Here is a 17,599-nt window from a genome sequence, read left to right on the forward strand (position 1 = left end):
AAAATAGTTTTAACAAGTCTATTAACAAGTGCCCACACAGATTGTCTGATTCGTTGTTAAAGAGCAAAAAACAACGACGCACCGCCAAATCTTCAAACTTCACAACAGCGCGTCGTTGTGTGGTGCGCATTATAGGGAAAACAAAAACGAATGCAAGCAGTTTCTTACAAAAAAATTAAAAAAATGATCTTTCGCTTGAAGTTCATACAAAATGGTTAAAATTTCGTTCTTTTCTGTTATTTTATTGCGCATTTTAAAATGCGTGGCAAATCTGTCACCGAATCCAATACATAATCAGCCAGCTGTTCGCCTTCCTCTGGCACTGCTTTTCCAGTGCGAACCAGCACATTCATTCTCACATTTGCGCCTATTCCCGCTTTTAGATCATCGACTTTATCCCCAACCATTATCGATTTTGTCGGATCGATTTTTAACTCTTTCATTGCCTGCAATAACATTCCTGATTTTGGCTTACGACAATCGCAATCTGCTTTATATTCGCCTTTTCCCTCTGGGTGATGAGGGCAATAATAAATCCCATCTAAATCGACACCTTGCTCTGCTAGTGACCAATCCATCCATTCTGTTAATTTTAAAAATTGATCCTCAGAAAAATAACCGCGTGCAATCCCCGATTGATTCGTGACCAAGACTAGCAAATAGCCCATCGCTTTTAATTCTCGTAATGCCCCTATTGCTCCATCTATAAATTTGAAATGATCAATTTCGTGTACATAGCCATAATCAATGTTCAATGTGCCATCTCGATCAAGAAATACCGCTTTATTCATTTTGTATCCTCAATTCATTAAGATTCCTATATAGTATCATGAATTGAAAATGCTTCCTTTGGAATTAGTGCACCGCGGTGACAAATCACCTTTCCTGCTACACGATGAGCAATTTCGGCCGATTCTACTTCATTGTTATTCTGTAAACGCCCCGCCAAATAACCCGCACTGAAGGAATCACCGGCGGCAGTGGTATCCACAACTTTTTTAATTTTTTGTGCCGGAATGTCAAAACGTTTGTGATGTTCCACAATACAACTCGCCGCGCCACGCTTGATCACGATTTCTGCGACCCCAAATCCACGTGTTCTTTTAATACAATCTTCAATTGAATGTACGCCCCATAGTTTTTCTTCATCATCTAAAGTAAGAAATGCGACATCCGTCAATGATAGCATTTGTTGATAAGCCATTTGAGCATTCAATAAATTCTTCCATAAAATCGCTCTAAAATTATTATCGAATACTATTTTTCCACCTTCTGCCTTAAAGTGCGGTAAAAAATCGAAGAGTTTTTGACGGCTTGATTCACTTAAAATCGCCAAACTAATTCCGCTCAAATAAAGATAATCAAAGTGCTGCAATGTCGATAAAATCCGCCCGGTTTCATTGGTTTCTAACCAACATTTCGCTGCCGCATCGCTGCGCCAATAATAGAAAGAACGCTCGCCTTGTGCATCAGTCACGATGGAATAAAGGCCCGGTAGTTTATCCTTCAATTGCTGAACCAAATCCGTATTCACCCCTTCATCACGCCAAGCATTTAGCATCATCTGGCTATAAGGATCACCACCTAAGGCAGAGACATAATGTACCGAAAAATCCTCTTTAGGTAAAAGCCGAGCCAAATAGACCGCCGTATTCAACGTATCACCGCCAAATCCCACTTGAGCGACCTCATTATGCCGAGACAGCTCGATCATACATTCGCCGATGACTCCTATCTTCATTGCTCGCCCCACTTCACGCAATCAATCGCCTGTTTCGCCAGTTGATGAATTTGCTCGAAATTACCTTTTTCGATAGCCTCTTTTGGCACAAACCAAGTTCCCCCCACACAAAGCACATTTTGAAGTGCAAGATAATCAAGATAATTTTTTTCGTTTACCCCGCCAGTCGGGCAGAATTTCACCTTTGCAAATGGTCCCGAAAAGGCCTGTAACACTTTCACCCCACCATTAATTTCCGCCGGAAAGAATTTGAGAAACTCAAACCCATATTCTGCCGCCAACATCAACTCGGAGGGTGTCGCCACCCCAGGAATAAAAGGTTTGGTATAATCTTGGCTTTTTTGTAACAATGATTGTGTCAGCCCCGGGCTAATCACAAATTGCGCACCTGCTTCAATAGCTTGTACATATTGTTCCGCAGTGGTGACAGTACTTGCACCCACAATGGCTTCCGGCACCGATTCTCGTATCTGACGAATCGCCTCTAATGCACAATCTGTTCGCAACGTGATTTCCAACACTTTCACGCCTGCCGAAATCAACGCTTTTGCTAACGGAATGGCATCTTTCAAGTGCTGAATGGCAATCACCGGCATAATAGGCGAAGTAGTAAGCACATCAAGTGCGGTTAAATTTTTCATTATTTTTCTCCTATAAGGTTACGCCACTTTTAAAAATTGCGAGTTCCCGGAATTCATTAATTTCATTTTTTGTTTTTTTACCGTTTACCGTCTCCACCATCAAATCAATAAATTGATCGAGCAACTGCTCCATAGAAACGTCATACACCAGTTGCCCTGCATTAAAATCAATCCAATGGGGCTTTTTCTCGGCTAACTCGCTATTCGTGGCAATTTTTACGGTAGGCACAAATCCGCCATAAGGCGTACCACGTCCCGTCGTAAATAACACCATATGACAACCTGAACCGGCTAATGCACTCGTAGCGACGGCATCATTACCAGGTGCGCTCAATAAATTTAATCCTGGTACTTTCAAGCGTTCGCCGTATTGCAAAACATCAACCACTTGACTATGTCCGGCTTTTTGCGTGCAGCCCAAAGATTTGTCTTCCAACGTAGTGATTCCTCCGGCTTTATTACCCGGAGAAGGATTTTCATAAATCGGCTGATCGTAAGATATAAAATAACGTTTGAAATTGTTCACCATTTGTACGGTTTTCTCAAAAGTGGCTTCATCACGACAATAGCTCATTAAAATATGCTCCGCACCAAACATTTCCGGCACTTCCGTCAGCACAGTCGTGCCACCATTCGCAATTAAATAATCGGAAAAGCACCCTAGCATCGGATTTGCCGTAATACCGGAAAGCCCATCCGAACCGCCGCATTCCAGTCCAAAATGAACTTCACTTAATTTTCCGCTTTCGCGTTTATCGTGACGCATTGTTTCATAGAGTTGTTGCAAAAGTTGCACACCTTGCTCAACTTCGTCTTCACAATGTTGAGCAATCATAAATTTCACTCGATTTTCATCAAAATCGCCTAATCCTTGCTTGAATGGTTCTATTTGATTGTTTTCACAGCCTAAGCCAATTACTAGCACAGCACCAGCATTCGGATGTTTCACCATATTTTGCAACATGATTTTGGTGTTTTCGTGATCGTCACCCAGTTGCGAACAGCCGTAATTATGATGAAACGTAAACACCCCATCAATATCCGACAAACTATTTTTCTGCATAAAATGTTGTTTGATTTGATTGGCAATCCCCACCACACACCCTACTGTAGGAATAATCCAAAGTTCATTACGAATACCAATTTCACCATGCTTACGACGATAGATCTGCACCTCCCGTTCAGGACGATAAACGGAAAGTGCGGTCAATTCCGGCTGATATTTATAGTCGTTGATATCACTTAAATTAGTTTTCACATTGTGGGTATGCACATGTCTGCCTAAGGCAATATCGTGTAAAGCATGCCCAATAGGATAACCGTATTTCACTACATTCTCACCTTGTACAATATCACGCAAAGCAAATTTATGCCCTCGTGCAATATTTTCAACCAATGGAATCCTCAAACTATCCATCTCTAAAACAGTGTGTGCCGGCAAATCCTGCAATGCCACCGCCACATTATCTTCCGGTTGAATTTTGATAAATTGCTTCATAACTCATCCTTATAGTACTGCCGTCAATGCCTCACGCATGCCTTTCGCCAAAATATTTTCTAACTGCTCCACCACGGTTTCCACTAATTGTGGTACTGCTGTTAAATCTGTTTCCCAATGGGATTTTTGGCTTAATACATGATAGACTAACTGATAAAGTGAGATCTCACCGGTATCCACTTGTTGCCACCATTTTTTGAAATTCACTAACCAAAATTCATCATCTTGTAAAGGAATCACTTGATCGTTTCGCTTACCCTGATAAAAAGCAATCAATGCAGCCAATGCGAACGTTAGACAATTTGGCAAGGCATGATATTTTGCTTGATGAGCCAATAATTGTGGCAAAATACGTGTCCGATACTTCGTCATACTGTTAAGTGCAATCGAGAGTAACTGATGCTGAATGAACGGATTTTTGAAACGTTGAACTACTGCCTGCGCAAACTGTTGTAATTCAGCTTTCGGCGAAGACAAAACAGGAATAATCTCATTTTCCACCGCACTTTTTACAAACTCACAAAGTTGCATGTCTTTCATTGCCTCGCCCACAGTATCTACTCCCGCCAAATACGCCACGGGCACGAGCGCGGTATGCGCACCATTTAAAATTGCCACTTTGCGTGCTTTATACGGCTTAATATCCTCCACTACTAACACATTCAATTTCACTTGCTCCAAGCGGAAAACCTCACGTAACCATTGTGGTCCCTGGATGACAAATAAATAAAAATATTCTGCCGCATCCAAAAATATATCGTGATAACCTAATTCGTTTTTTAACGCTTCAGCTTCCGCCCTCGGATAACCGGTCACAATGCGATCGACTAAAGTAGAACAAAAAGTATTTTTCGTTTCTAACCAATGTATAAAGGTATCGGAAAGTTGCCATTCTTTTGCATAACGCAATACTAAGGTTTTCAACTGCTCACCGTTATAATCAATTAATTCGCAAGGTAAGAGAATAAAACCAGGCGCATTTTCACCCAAAGCAACAAAACGCTCATACAGTAAACGCGTTAATTTTGCAGGATAACTCACCGGCGGACGATCATGAAAACAATCGCCTTCGTGATAGCTAATGCCTGCTTCAGTGGTGTTAGAAAAAATTATGTTGATGTCCGGATTATGCGCCAAAGCCAAATAATCATCAAATTGCTGATAAAGATTAATTTCTTCATTCACCGAGCGAATCACTCGTATTTGTTTTACCGCTTCGCCTTGCTCATTTAACCCACGAATCACTGTGGTATAAAGCCCATCTTGTGTGTTTAATGAAGGCGGAAAATCCGAATTAATCGGACGAACAATCGCCACACCGGAATTAAAATCCGTTTTTTCATTTAATAAATCAATTTGCCAATCAACAAATGCCCGTAAAAAATTCCCTTCACCAAATTGAATAATACGCGTTGGATATTGTGCGCCGGGAAAATTAGTTCTGTTTAGGGTTTTCATAGTCATATCCTTTACTTAATTATTATGCTACACCGTAAACAAGGTTAGGTAGCCACGTTGAAATTGCAGGGATGTAGGTCAACAATAATAGTTCAACTATCAACAATCCCCAGAATGGAATTACGTCTTTAATGAATTTTTCAATAGGTACTGCAGTAATAGAACAAGTCGTAAACATTACTGTACCTAAAGGCGGTGTAATCGTACCAATTGCGCCATTGAAGATAAAAACAATACCAAAATGAATCGGATCGATACCGTAAGAATGTGCGATAGGAGCGAGTAGCGGAGCAAGCACGATCATAATAGCATTGCCTTCTAAGAACATACCTAACACAAGCAATGCAACATTTACCAACATTAAGAAAGTAAGCGGGCTATTCACTACATTGGTCATCCACTCAGCCAACGATTGAGGTACGCGTTCCCATGTTAAGAATTTTGAAAAAGCAACCGCAAAACAGATAATAAGCAGTACATTTGCCGCACTGAGTGCAGATTCTCTCGTTGCCAACCAGAGTTTTTTCATATCCATGTTTCGATAAATAAATACACCGAGAATCAATGCATAAATTACGGCAACCGCACCGGCTTCTGTTGGGGTAAATACCCCCATTCGAATACCACCAATAATGATGATCGGAAGAAATAACGCAAGTACGGCATCTTTTGCAGAAAGCGCAATTTCTTTGCAGCTTGCACGTTTTTCTCTAATTGGTAAATAACCGTGTTTCTTGGAAATAATAGAAACCAAAACCATCATTAAAATACAGAGTAACGTGCCTGGAACAACACCTGCTAAAAATAAGCGACCGATTGAAACATTATTTACATAACCGTAAATAATCATCGCAATACCCGGTGGTATAATCGGTGTAATCAATGAGCCTGCTGCAGTTACCGCCGCAGAAAACGAGGCACTGTAACCACGAGCAACCATTTGCGGAACAAGCAATTTTGAGTTCATCGCTGCATCAGCAATATTTGAACCAGATAAACCGCCCATTAATGTACTCAATACCACATTAACTTGAGCCAATCCACCGCTCATATGACCGGTTAAAACCTCACAAAACTTTAATAATCTGGAGCTTATACCGGAATGATTCATAAACACACCAGCCATGATAAAGAAAGGAATGGCAAGTAATGTCACTGACTCTAATCCTCCGCCGAGACGTTGAACCAACATAATCATTGGTAAATTAGAGTTAAGGAGAAAATAACCTAGTGTCGAACAGAATATACAGAATGCGACTGGTGTACCAATGATAAAGAGAAACAATAAAATACCAATTGGGATGATGACTTCCATAATTAATGTTCTCCTCTGTTCATATTCACCTTAAAGAAATAAATAATTTTTCTTATTTCATAGAAAAACATAAACAATGCACTAATTGGAATAATGGCGTAAATATAGGCATACGAAATCTGCAATGCCGGAGTAAATCTCATTTTTGACATAGGCAATAATTTAAAGCCCAAATAGATCATAAAGCCTAAACAGAAAACCATAACCAAAGGTTGGATAACACCATCAATAAAATTAGCAACTTTATGTGGTAATTTTGTTAATAAGAAATCAATGCGAATTAATTCATTGTTTTTACATAACGCACTGGAAGCAAGAAATGTAAACCAAATGAAAAACACAACACAAATTTCTTCAACCCATGCACTTGGCGTATTAAAGCAATAACGCATCACCACACCATAGCCGGATAACAGAACAATAAGAGCCAGAAAAAAGGAAGCAAGTATTTCATCAATACCACTCAGCCAAAATTTCCTTTTGTAAATTGAAGCAGACATCTTAATATCTCCTTTATTGTAAGTACCTAAAAAAATTTTAGGCACTTATAAGTGCGGTTAAAATTGAGCAAGTTTTTCTTGAACGTTTTGATATAAATTTGGCGACCATTCAGGGAAACCGTTAGCAATTACATCTCGAACCGCTTTCTCAAATGCGAGCAAATCAACTTCATTTACCATTACGCCTGATTTCTTCAAATTTTCTAATGCTTCATTTTCCGCATTCTCAATTAGCCCTGCACCATAAGTCACCATTTCTCGACTCGTATCAATAATGATTTTTTGTTGTTCCGGCGTTAAACTACGCCAAAATGCCGTACCTGCCACAAATGGAGACATATGTTTTGTATGAGCTGTTAAGTTAAGATTTTTAGCGACCTCATAGAACTTACCGCCATATAGCACAACAGTTGGGTTTTCTAACCCCTCAATAATCCCTTCGGATAAACCAGGATACACATCCGACAAGGACATTGGAGTAGGCACGCCACCCATTGCTTTGATGGTTTGTAAGAATAATCGAGAATGTTGAACCCGCACTTTAACGCCTTTTAAATCATCCGGTTTGATAACCGCTTTTTTCGTTAATAAATGACGAGTACCGTACACAACATCAGGCACAACAATATGAATATCCTCTTTATCTAATGTATTGCTTAAATCCTTAAACCAATCTGAATGCAATAATTTTGATTTTTTCTCAAAAGATTGGCTGATATAAGGTGCATTAATCACCCCTAGATCAGGAACAATATCCATCAATGCACCATAGTCACTAATTGTGATAATGTTTGCTCCAAATTTAGCCTGTTCCAATACTTCTGTTTCACTACCTAATTGACTGGAAGGAAACAATTTAAAAATAATATCCCCATTAGATTTTTCTTTAACCTTCTCCGCCCAATAGTGCATAGCTTTATCAATCGGTTCGCCTGGCTGATTTCCGTATGCCACCATAATTTCAGTAACGGCAAATACATTAACGGATAAACCAAACAAACCTAATGAAATAACACTCTTTAAATATTTAGATAATGATTTCATAATGTCCTCACAGTATGTTTTTAATAATTACGGATAGAGACTTGATTGTTTAATACAAAATAACACTTTTAATTAATGTTTTATTTTTTGTGATTTTCTCCTCATAAATATCAACAAGCTCATCATATTTGAATGTGTGGGTTAGCATCATATCCGCACTAATTTTTCCTTCCGACATCAAATATTGTACTTTTTCAAAATCTTCTTTCGTCGCATTCCGGCTTCCCATCATCGTAGTTTCTTTTTTATGGAAATCAGGATCATTAAATTCCAACATTCCTTTAAATAATCCGACAAATACAATTCGACCACCATGACGAATAAGATTAACTGTATTATTCATTGCTTTTTGATTGCCTGTCGCATCAATCACAACTAATGGCAAACGACCATTAAAATAGTCTTCCACTTTTTCATTTAGCGGATTTACAGTCGGTACATCAAGATGTTTTTGAATATGAATACAACGTTCCCTACTTGTATCGGCAATAACGACATTTGCACCATCAGCATGCGCAATAGCTGCCGCGCCCAAACCAATCGGACCGGCTCCCACTACCAAAACATCCGTTCCCTCTGAAAGTTGTGCTCGTCTCACTGCATGAGCACTAATTGCAAAAGGTTCAATTAATGCTGCGGTAATATCATTTACATTACTTGCAATCGGTAAAACATTACTGGCTGGCGCCGCTAAAAATTCACTAAATCCACCATCCTGATGTACCCCCAAGACCGAAATACTTTCACAACAGTTTGTTTTTCCACTTAAACAAGCATCGCATTTACCACAAGATAAATAAGGCACTAAAGCGATACGTTGGCCAACTTTAAAATCTTGAACTTGTTTTCCTATCGCTGTGATTTTTCCACTTACTTCATGACCTAATACGCGAGGGTATTCAAAAAATGGTTGATTCCCTGCATAAGCATGAATATCAGTACCGCAGATCCCTACGGCTGCAACCTGAATCAATACTTCATCATCTTTTAGTTCCGGGATATCTCTTTCTTCAAAAGAGAGTTGAAAAGGATTTTTACATACCAGTGAACGCATAATATTTACCTCAAAAGGTGATTTTAACTATTGGATGAACACATTATTTAGGAGAAAGAATGTTGAGGTCTAATTTAATTTATATTATTGTGATCCATACTCAAGTTTGCCGTTCTTTAACGGTTTTTTATAAAAAATGGAACAAAATATGAGCAGAAATCTTCAACTCAGGCAGAATATTATTAATCAAATCATTGAGGATATTGCAACAGAACTACTAAGTTCCCCTCTTCCGTCACAAACAGAACTGGCTAAACTATATAGTGTAAGTCGAACAACAATTCGAAATGTACTCCAATATCTAATTCAAATAGACATCATAAAATGGGAAGGCAATCAATTTAATGTAACCCGTCTTCCAGATGATGAAGATAAAATCTTTCATATTGCACAAAAGAAGAATCACCCCTTACAACTAAAATATCTAGAGATTTACTTTCAAAATGCTATTCAACAAAAACTGATTAAACCGGGAGATATTTTCAGCGAATTACAACTAGCTAAAGATGCCAATGTTGATATCTACACTGTTCGAGAGTATTTAATGCCTTTTGCTCGTTTTAATTTGTTAACTAACGTAAGCCGTGGGAAATGGAAACTTACCGAATTTTCGCCGCACTACGGTGATAAGTTATTCGAACTAAGAGAGATTTTAGAATGCCACGCATTACGTTGTTTTATGAAACTCCCTACCGATGATCCTCGATAGAAAGATATGAAAATACTTTTACAAGATCATCAAAATTTGAAACTAGAAATTGTAGAAAATTATGCGGATTTTTCTCGTCTCGATCATCGTCTTCACACATTAATACTTTCCGCTGCAGATAACCCATTTATTGATGAATTTATTGAACTCATTACCGTAATATTCCATTTTCATTATCAGTGGAATAACAAAAATTTACGTACAAGAAATATTCTTGCAGTTGAAGAGCACCTCACATTATTAATGAAAATTATTAATAAAGATGAAAATGGAGCACTACTTGAATTAAAAAGGCATTTAAGAACTGCTAAAGTAACATTAATACATAGCACCACTGGAAAATTACCTTATGGCTATAATTACTAGCCCATAACCAATCCATCTAAAAAAGATCCCGTGACATATTGACACGGCAATCTAGACGTCTAGAATACCGAAATAAATTTGAAAATAGCAAAAGAACAAGGGCTTATATGATTAAGCTAAGTAATATTACGAAAATTTTTGAGTTATCGGGCAAAAAACTGACCGCACTTGATAATGTCTCTCTCAATGTTGAAAAAGGGCAGATCTGTGGGGTAATTGGCGCATCCGGAGCAGGAAAGAGCACGCTAATTCGCTGTGTAAATTTGTTGGAAAAACCCAGTAGCGGTTCAGTAATAGTAGACGGGGTGGAACTTACCCAACTTTCTGAGCGGCAATTAGTTCGTGCACGCCGTCATATTGGGATGATTTTCCAACACTTTAATTTACTCAATTCACGCACAGTATTTGAAAATGTTGCTCTACCACTAGAACTGGAAGGAACATCAAAAGCAAAAATTCAAGAAAAAATCACCGCACTTTTAGCACTTGTGGGTTTAAGCGAAAAGCGCGATGCTTACCCAAGCAATCTTTCCGGCGGTCAAAAACAACGTGTTGCCATCGCTCGTGCTTTGGCAAGTGATCCAAAAATATTATTATGTGATGAAGCTACTAGCGCCTTAGATCCGGCAACCACGCAATCCATTCTAAAATTACTTAAGGAAATCAACCGCACTTTAGGTATCACGATTTTACTCATCACTCATGAGATGGAAGTCGTGAAACAAATTTGTGATCAGGTGGCTGTCATTGATAAGGGGCAGCTAGTGGAACAAGGTTCGGTGAGTGAAATTTTTTCTAACCCGAAAACCGAATTGGCACAAAACTTTATTCGTTCAACCTTTCATATCAGTTTGCCTGATGAATATTTGGAAAATCTCACTGACACCCCTAAACACAGTGAAGCCTATCCGATTATTAAATTTGAGTTTACCGGACGTTCCGTCGATGCACCGTTACTCTCACAGGCATCAAAAAAATTTGGCGTGGAGCTGAGTATTTTAACATCGCAAATTGATTACGCCGGCGGTGTAAAATTTGGCTATACCATTGCTGAAGTAGAGGGGGATGAAGATGCCATTACACAAACCAAAATTTATTTAATGGAAAACAACGTGCGCGTGGAGGTCCTCGGTTATGTTCAATGATTTCTGGACAACATTTACCCAACAACTCACACCACAAATGTGGGGTGTTGTCGCAACAGCAACTTATGAAACCGTCTATATTAGTTTTGTTTCTACTTTATTGGCAGTTATCATAGGTTTACCCGTAGGCGTGTGGACCTTCTTAACCGGTAAAAACGAAATTTTACAAAATAAACGTACCCACTTTATTTTGAATATAATCATTAACATTGGACGTTCTATTCCATTTATCATTTTACTTTTGATTTTACTGCCTGTAACACGCTTTATTGTCGGCACTGTACTTGGCACTACCGCAGCAATTATTCCATTAAGTATCAGTGCAATGCCTTTTGTCGCACGTTTAACTGCCAATGCTCTAATGGAAATTCCGAATGGGTTAACTGAAGCTGCACAAGCAATGGGCGCGACCAAATGGCAAATCGTCCGTAAATTTTACTTACCAGAAGCCTTACCTACCCTGATTAATGGTATCACACTTACTCTCGTTACCTTGGTGGGTTATTCAGCCATGGCGGGAACACAAGGTGGTGGCGGGCTTGGTAGTCTTGCTATCAACTATGGTGTATATCGCAATATGCCTTATATCACCTGGGTTGCCACTATTATCATTGTTCTTTTCGTCATGATTAGCCAAAAGCTCGGTGATACCCTGGCGAAGAAAGTTGATCATCGCTAAAATACAACTTACTGTTAACTAACAAGAGGAAACCTTATGAAATTAAAAAATTTATTCGCTATCACAGCCATCGCATCCGCCCTTATCCTAACAGGATGTAAGGATGATAAAAAAACCGAAACTGCGGTAACTACCGCACCGCTTAAAATCAAAGTTGGAGTGATGTCAGGTCCGGAACATCAGGTAGCAGAAATTGCAGCAAAAGTAGCAAAAGAAAAATACGGATTAGATATACAATTTGTAGAATTTAATGACTATGCATTACCGAATACCGCAGTTTCTACTGGTGATTTAGATGTAAATGCAATGCAACATAAACCTTATCTAGATCAAGACGCAAAAGCCAAAAACCTAAATAATCTGGTGATTGTAGGCAATACTTTTGTTTATCCGTTAGCGGGTTATTCTAAAAAGATTAAGAATTTAAATGATTTACAAGAAGGTGCGAAGGTAGTCGTACCAAACGATCCAAGTAACCGTGGACGTGCATTGATTTTGCTCGAAAAACAAGGCTTAATTAAACTTAAAGATGCCAATAATCTATTATCAACAGTATTGGATATCGTTGAAAATCCCAAAAACCTGAATATCACCGAAGTAGATACTTCTATTGCAGCTCGCGCATTAGATGATGTTGATTTGGCTGTCGTAAATAATACTTACGCCGGTCAAGTTGGCTTGAATGCACAAGATAATGGTGTGTTTGTGGAAGATAAAGATTCTCCTTATGTAAACATTATTGTTTCACGCACAGATAACAAAGACAGCAAAGCCGTACAAGATTTCGTGAAAGCTTATCAAACCGAAGAAGTCTATCAAGAAGCTAAAAAACACTTCAAAGATGGTGTTGTAAAAGGTTGGTAATTTTTAGCGCACGTTAAAGGAAGCCGCAGATAAAACCTGCGTTTTTTTTATTGAATAAAAATGGGATTAGCCACTAAAAGACTGCCCCATTTTTCTTGGGTTAGAGGTTAGAATTAATCACTTTATTAAAAAATAGATTAAAGAAAATATACGCCATCAAATCCCTTAAACTTTTATACAAAAAAACCGCACTTTGTTATGCAAAGTGCGGTTAAATTTATCTAAGTTTTTTAATTCAATTATAGTGATGCTTGATCTACTGCAACACCGGCACCCATAGTGGTAGAAATGCTTACTTTCTTAATGAAAATACCTTTTGCAGTGGTTGGTTTTGCTTTTGTCAAAGCTGCCAATAATGCTTGGAGGTTTTCTTTTAATTGTTCTTCAGAGAAGTTTGCTTTACCAATTGTGGTGTGGATAATACCGTTTTTATCGTTACGATAACGGATCTGACCGGATTTCGCATTTTTTACGGCTTCAGCAACGTTTGGTGTTACAGTACCCACTTTAGGGTTTGGCATTAAACCACGTGGACCTAATACTTGACCTAATTGACCTACAACACGCATTGCATCAGGAGAAGCAATAACTACATCAAAGTTCATTTCGCCTTTCTTGATTTGCTCTGCTAAATCTTCCATCCCCACTAAATCAGCACCCGCAGCTTTTGCAGCATCAGCGTTTGCACCTTGAGTGAATACAGCTACGCGAACTTCACGACCGGTACCGTGTGGTAATACGGTTGCACCACGTACGTTTTGATCGGATTTACGAGGATCGATACCTAAGTTTACCGCAACATCAACGCTTTCAACAAACTTAGCTGTCGCAAATTGTTTTAGTAGTGCGATTGCTTCGTTAATTTCGTATGCTTTAGTAGAATCTACGCCAGCTTTGATTGCTTTCATTTTTTTAGTCAATTTAGCCATCGTATTATTCCTCCACCACTAAGCCCATAGAACGAGCAGTACCAGCGATTGATTTCATTTTGGTTTCAATAGTCGCACCGGTCATATCTGCCGCTTTAGTTTCAGCAATTTGACGGATTTGATCTAAAGTTACTTTACCCACTTTATCTTTGTTCGGTTTACCAGAACCTGATTTGACACCTGCTGCTTTTTTCAATAACACGGCAGCCGGCGGAGTTTTAGTAACAAATGTAAATGAACGGTCTGCATATACAGTGATCACAACCGGAATTGGTAAACCTTTTTCTAAGCTCTCGGTACGAGCATTGAACGCTTTACAAAATTCCATAATGTTCACACCTTGTTGACCTAATGCAGGACCAACCGGTGGTGATGGGTTTGCCATACCAGCTGCAACTTGCAACTTAACATAGGCTTGGACTTTTTTTGCCATTTTTGTTTTCCTCTAATTGGGTAATAACGCTATAAATAGCTCCCCGATGGTTTCGATACATATTCTAAAAGAAAATATGCCACACAAAAATATGAGCCAATAAATGGCTCATAATAGGCTGCGGATTATATAAAAGGTGAGGTTGTTTTTCAAGTATCTTACATAGAAAAAGATGCTAAAAAAATAACCGCACTTTATATTCTAAATGCGGTTATTATTTAGATAATTTTCTATCATTAATAAGCTTTTTCCACTTGACTGAATTCAAGCTCAACCGGCGTAGCACGACCAAAAATGGAAACGGATACTTTCAAGCGACCTTTTTCGTAATCAACCTCTTCCACTATACCGTTAAAGTCGGCAAACGGCCCTTCCGTTACACGGACTTCTTCACCAGGATGATATTCATTACGGTGACGCGGTTTCTCAGAACTTTGCTCCAAACGATTTAAAATGGTATCCGCTTCACGTTTAGAAATCGGAGCCGGCTTATCCGGAGTCCCGCCGATAAAGCCCATTACCCGCGGTACACTCTTCACTAGGTGCCAAGTGTCATCATTCATTTCCATTTCTACAAGCACATAGCCGGGAAAAAACTTACGTTCACTTTTACGACGTTTACCCGCCACATTTTCGACTACTTCTTCCGTAGGCACCAAGACCTCACCAAACTGATCTTCCATTTGATGCTGTTTAATATATTCACGTAAAGTTAATGCCACACGGCTTTCAAAACCGGAAAACGCTTGTAAAACATACCAACGTTTTTTTGATACTGTTATTTCTTCGGTCATTTTAGAATCTCAAATCGGTTAAAAAGTTAATGATTGATACGATAATAGAATCTATCGCCCAGAAAAATAATGAAGCTATAATCGTCACCCCTATTACAATCAAGGTAGTTTGACGGGCTTCCGAACGAGTCGGCCATACGACTTTACGTGCTTCATTTTTTGATTCTTTAAAGAAATTACGAGCCTTTGTTCCTTGATTAGTAATTGCAGCAAAAGCAAAAGCCAATACAAGGATAACCGCAACGCCAATCACCCGAACTGGTGTCGAATAATCTTTTTGGAAATAAGCATTGCCAATGGCAGCGACAGAGAAGAAAACTACAACCAATATCCAAAGTAATGTATTTAAGCCTTTTGATTTACCTTCTATCGGCTCTTCTGTTTTTTTCTTTTTATCAACAATTTCAGTTGCCATAATTGAATCCGTTTAAAAAGGGAGAAATAAGAATAAATTTAAGAACGTGCGATTGTAGCACTTTCTTTGCCCGTTTCCTATTGAAAAATGAGTCACCTAGAAAACAATCAAAAAATCAACCGCACTTTTATGTAAGCTAATGCTAAGAACGATAAATCAGCTTAGGTGCTGAATTATCAATAATCGTTGACTCATCCACGATCACTTTTTCCAGATTTTCTATGGATGGTAAATCATACATAGTATCAAGCAGTACCGCCTCAACAATTGAACGCAAACCACGAGCGCCGGTTTTACGCTCAAGGGCTTTCTTCGCCATGGCTTTTAAACCCTCCGGCGTAAATTCCAGCATTACGTTTTCTAACTCGAATAATGCTTGGTATTGTTTTGTTAAAGCATTTTTAGGTTGGGTAAGAATTTGCACCAGTGCCTCTTCATCCAATTCACTTAACGGAGCAATCATCGGTAAACGACCAATAAACTCCGGAATTAAGCCAAATTTCATAAGATCATCCGGCTCTACCTGACGGAATAATTCGGATAAAGATTGATCTTCACCTTCTTTTTCCACTTGTGCATCAAAACCGATGCTGGTATTCGTTTGAGTACGTTTACCGATAATTTTATCCAAGCCGGCAAATGCACCACCGCAAATAAACAATATTTTTGACGTATCTACTTTCAGCATTTCTTGTTGAGGATGTTTACGCCCCCCTTGTGGCGGTACTGAAGCGATTGTGCCCTCAATTAATTTCAATAATGCCTGTTGCACGCCTTCGCCCGAAACATCACGAGTGATAGATGCCCCCTCTGACTTGCGACTAATTTTATCAATTTCATCAATGTAGATAATGCCTTGCTCTGCTTTTTCCGTATCGTAATCACAATTTTGCAGAAGTTTTTGCAATACATTTTCAACATCCTCGCCTACATAGCCCGCCTCCGTCAGTGTCGTTGCATCCGCTATCGCAAAAGGTACATTCAGACGGCGAGCCAGAGTTTGCGCAAGCAATGTTTTACCGCTTCCGGTCGGACCAATCAGCAAAATATTACTTTTACCTAATTCGACTTCATTACTTTCATGATTGGTACGTAAGCGTTTATAGTGATTATATACCGCCACCGAAAGCACTTTTTTCGCATAGTCTTGACCAATGACATAATCATCTAAATTCGCACGGATTTCGTGTGGTGTCGGCAATTTAGCTTCATTTTCAACCGCACTTTCAGCCGTTTGTTCATCATTATTATCTTCCAACATTGAATGACAAAGTTCGATACATTCATTGCAAATATAGCCCTCTGTTCCGGCAATCAATTTATCGACTTCACTTTTCTCCTTACCACAAAAGGAACAATGCAGCTCTTTATTCTCAGTTGTCATCTTAAATCCTTAACGCTTAATCAATACGTTATCCACTAACCCATAATTTTTTGCTTCTTCTGCGGACATAAAGTTATCGCGATCGGTATCTTGCTCAATACGTTCAATACTTTGCCCGGTGTGAAAGGCTAAGCGTTCATTTAAGGTGTGCTTAATTTTCAAAATTTCTTGCGCATGAATCTGAATATCCGACGCTTGACCACGGAATCCGCCCAACGGTTGGTGAATCATAACACGCGCGTTCGGCAATGCTGCACGTTTACCCGCCGTACCGCCTGCCAATAAGAATGCTCCCATAGAACATGCCTGTCCAATACAGAGCGTTCGTATATCCGGTTTGATAAATTGCATCGTATCGTAAATTGCCATGCCGGCAGTTACCGAACCGCCTGGTGAATTAATATAAATATTAATGTCTTTCGTCGGATCCTCCGACTCTAAAAAAAGTAACTGTGCAACTATCAAGTTTGCCATACGATCTTCAACTTCGCCGCTTAGGAAAATCACACGTTCTTTTAATAGACGGGAATAAATATCGTAAGAACGTTCACCTCGTGAGGTTTGTTCTACGACCATAGGAATTACGCTCATTTTTGCCCCTAAATCATATAAAAAATCGGGCAACATTTT

General features: G+C 39.0%; 20 protein-coding genes. 5 read left to right on the forward strand and 15 right to left on the reverse strand.

Annotated features, from left to right (window positions below; translation table 11 throughout):
- Positions 1-236: 236 nt before the first annotated feature.
- Genes gmhB through BKL51_RS08555 form a run of 9 tightly spaced genes read right to left on the reverse strand, consistent with a single transcriptional unit; the run spans position 237 to position 9,251 of the window.
- Positions 237-791 (reverse strand): D-glycero-beta-D-manno-heptose 1,7-bisphosphate 7-phosphatase, encoded by a 555-nt coding sequence (gene gmhB, locus BKL51_RS08515; RefSeq protein ID WP_077466281.1) that lies wholly within the window; start codon positions 789-791, stop codon positions 237-239.
- Positions 792-817: 26 nt separating this feature from the next.
- Complete coding sequence (locus BKL51_RS08520) at positions 818-1,741, reverse strand: sugar kinase (RefSeq protein ID WP_077466282.1); 924 nt, start codon at positions 1,739-1,741, stop codon at positions 818-820.
- On the reverse strand, positions 1,738-2,382 hold the full coding sequence (locus BKL51_RS08525; RefSeq protein WP_077466283.1) for a bifunctional 4-hydroxy-2-oxoglutarate aldolase/2-dehydro-3-deoxy-phosphogluconate aldolase: 645 nt from the start codon (positions 2,380-2,382) through the stop codon (positions 1,738-1,740). The genes BKL51_RS08520 and BKL51_RS08525 overlap by 4 nt, the downstream gene beginning before the upstream one ends.
- A 10-nt stretch (positions 2,383-2,392) precedes the next feature.
- Positions 2,393-3,880 (reverse strand): UxaA family hydrolase, encoded by a 1,488-nt coding sequence (locus tag BKL51_RS08530; RefSeq protein WP_077466284.1) that lies wholly within the window; start codon positions 3,878-3,880, stop codon positions 2,393-2,395.
- Positions 3,881-3,889: 9 nt separating this feature from the next.
- Complete coding sequence (locus BKL51_RS08535) at positions 3,890-5,338, reverse strand: tagaturonate reductase (RefSeq protein ID WP_077466285.1); 1,449 nt, start codon at positions 5,336-5,338, stop codon at positions 3,890-3,892.
- Between the two features lie 22 nt (positions 5,339-5,360).
- Complete coding sequence (locus tag BKL51_RS08540; protein WP_077466286.1) at positions 5,361-6,653, reverse strand: TRAP transporter large permease; 1,293 nt, start codon at positions 6,651-6,653, stop codon at positions 5,361-5,363.
- Between the two features lie 2 nt (positions 6,654-6,655).
- Positions 6,656-7,153: a TRAP transporter small permease gene (locus tag BKL51_RS08545; RefSeq protein ID WP_077466287.1), complete on the reverse strand. Its 498-nt coding sequence runs from the start codon at positions 7,151-7,153 to the stop codon at positions 6,656-6,658.
- Positions 7,154-7,210: 57 nt separating this feature from the next.
- Positions 7,211-8,197: a C4-dicarboxylate TRAP transporter substrate-binding protein gene (locus BKL51_RS08550; protein WP_077466288.1), complete on the reverse strand. Its 987-nt coding sequence runs from the start codon at positions 8,195-8,197 to the stop codon at positions 7,211-7,213.
- 49 nt (positions 8,198-8,246) lie between these two features.
- The gene (locus BKL51_RS08555) at positions 8,247-9,251 is read right to left on the reverse strand and encodes a zinc-binding alcohol dehydrogenase family protein (protein WP_077466289.1); all 1,005 of its coding nucleotides are present in this window, start codon (positions 9,249-9,251) and stop codon (positions 8,247-8,249) included.
- 148 nt (positions 9,252-9,399) lie between these two features.
- Here BKL51_RS08555 and BKL51_RS12115 point away from each other — a divergent pair, with 148 nt between their 5' ends.
- From BKL51_RS12115 to BKL51_RS08575, 5 genes are all read left to right on the forward strand, one after another.
- Positions 9,400-9,960, forward strand: a complete 561-nt coding sequence (locus BKL51_RS12115; RefSeq protein ID WP_233127103.1) for a GntR family transcriptional regulator — start codon at positions 9,400-9,402, stop codon at positions 9,958-9,960.
- 6 nt (positions 9,961-9,966) lie between these two features.
- Positions 9,967-10,326: an FCD domain-containing protein gene (locus tag BKL51_RS12120; protein ID WP_233127104.1), complete on the forward strand. Its 360-nt coding sequence runs from the start codon at positions 9,967-9,969 to the stop codon at positions 10,324-10,326.
- Between the two features lie 107 nt (positions 10,327-10,433).
- Complete coding sequence (gene metN / locus BKL51_RS08565; RefSeq protein WP_077466290.1) at positions 10,434-11,471, forward strand: methionine ABC transporter ATP-binding protein MetN; 1,038 nt, start codon at positions 10,434-10,436, stop codon at positions 11,469-11,471.
- Positions 11,461-12,150 (forward strand): methionine ABC transporter permease, encoded by a 690-nt coding sequence (locus tag BKL51_RS08570; RefSeq protein ID WP_077466291.1) that lies wholly within the window; start codon positions 11,461-11,463, stop codon positions 12,148-12,150. Before metN ends, BKL51_RS08570 begins: the two co-directional genes overlap by 11 nt.
- Before the next feature lie 36 nt (positions 12,151-12,186).
- Positions 12,187-13,014 carry a MetQ/NlpA family lipoprotein gene (locus BKL51_RS08575; protein WP_077466292.1) on the forward strand — a complete coding sequence of 276 codons (828 nt, stop codon included), beginning with the start codon at positions 12,187-12,189 and terminating at the stop codon, positions 13,012-13,014.
- A gap of 239 nt (positions 13,015-13,253) precedes the next feature.
- On the opposite strand, the gene rplA is transcribed toward BKL51_RS08575, so the two are convergent.
- From rplA to clpP, 6 genes are all read right to left on the reverse strand, one after another.
- Positions 13,254-13,943 (reverse strand): 50S ribosomal protein L1, encoded by a 690-nt coding sequence (gene rplA / locus BKL51_RS08580; RefSeq protein WP_059365973.1) that lies wholly within the window; start codon positions 13,941-13,943, stop codon positions 13,254-13,256.
- 4 nt (positions 13,944-13,947) lie between these two features.
- The gene (rplK, locus tag BKL51_RS08585) at positions 13,948-14,376 is read right to left on the reverse strand and encodes a 50S ribosomal protein L11 (protein ID WP_077466293.1); all 429 of its coding nucleotides are present in this window, start codon (positions 14,374-14,376) and stop codon (positions 13,948-13,950) included.
- Positions 14,377-14,612: 236 nt separating this feature from the next.
- Positions 14,613-15,170 carry a transcription termination/antitermination protein NusG gene (gene nusG / locus BKL51_RS08590; RefSeq protein WP_077466294.1) on the reverse strand — a complete coding sequence of 186 codons (558 nt, stop codon included), beginning with the start codon at positions 15,168-15,170 and terminating at the stop codon, positions 14,613-14,615.
- Position 15,171: 1 nt separating this feature from the next.
- Positions 15,172-15,585 (reverse strand): preprotein translocase subunit SecE, encoded by a 414-nt coding sequence (secE, locus tag BKL51_RS08595; RefSeq protein WP_077466295.1) that lies wholly within the window; start codon positions 15,583-15,585, stop codon positions 15,172-15,174.
- Positions 15,586-15,727: 142 nt separating this feature from the next.
- Positions 15,728-16,969 carry an ATP-dependent protease ATP-binding subunit ClpX gene (gene clpX, locus BKL51_RS08600; RefSeq protein ID WP_077466296.1) on the reverse strand — a complete coding sequence of 414 codons (1,242 nt, stop codon included), beginning with the start codon at positions 16,967-16,969 and terminating at the stop codon, positions 15,728-15,730.
- 9 nt (positions 16,970-16,978) lie between these two features.
- The gene (gene clpP, locus BKL51_RS08605; RefSeq protein WP_077466321.1) at positions 16,979-17,560 is read right to left on the reverse strand and encodes an ATP-dependent Clp endopeptidase proteolytic subunit ClpP; all 582 of its coding nucleotides are present in this window, start codon (positions 17,558-17,560) and stop codon (positions 16,979-16,981) included.
- Between the last annotated feature and the right edge of the window lie 39 nt (positions 17,561-17,599).

It is taken from the genome of Rodentibacter sp. Ppn85, from assembly GCF_001999335.1.
GTDB lineage: Bacteria > Pseudomonadota > Gammaproteobacteria > Enterobacterales > Pasteurellaceae > Rodentibacter.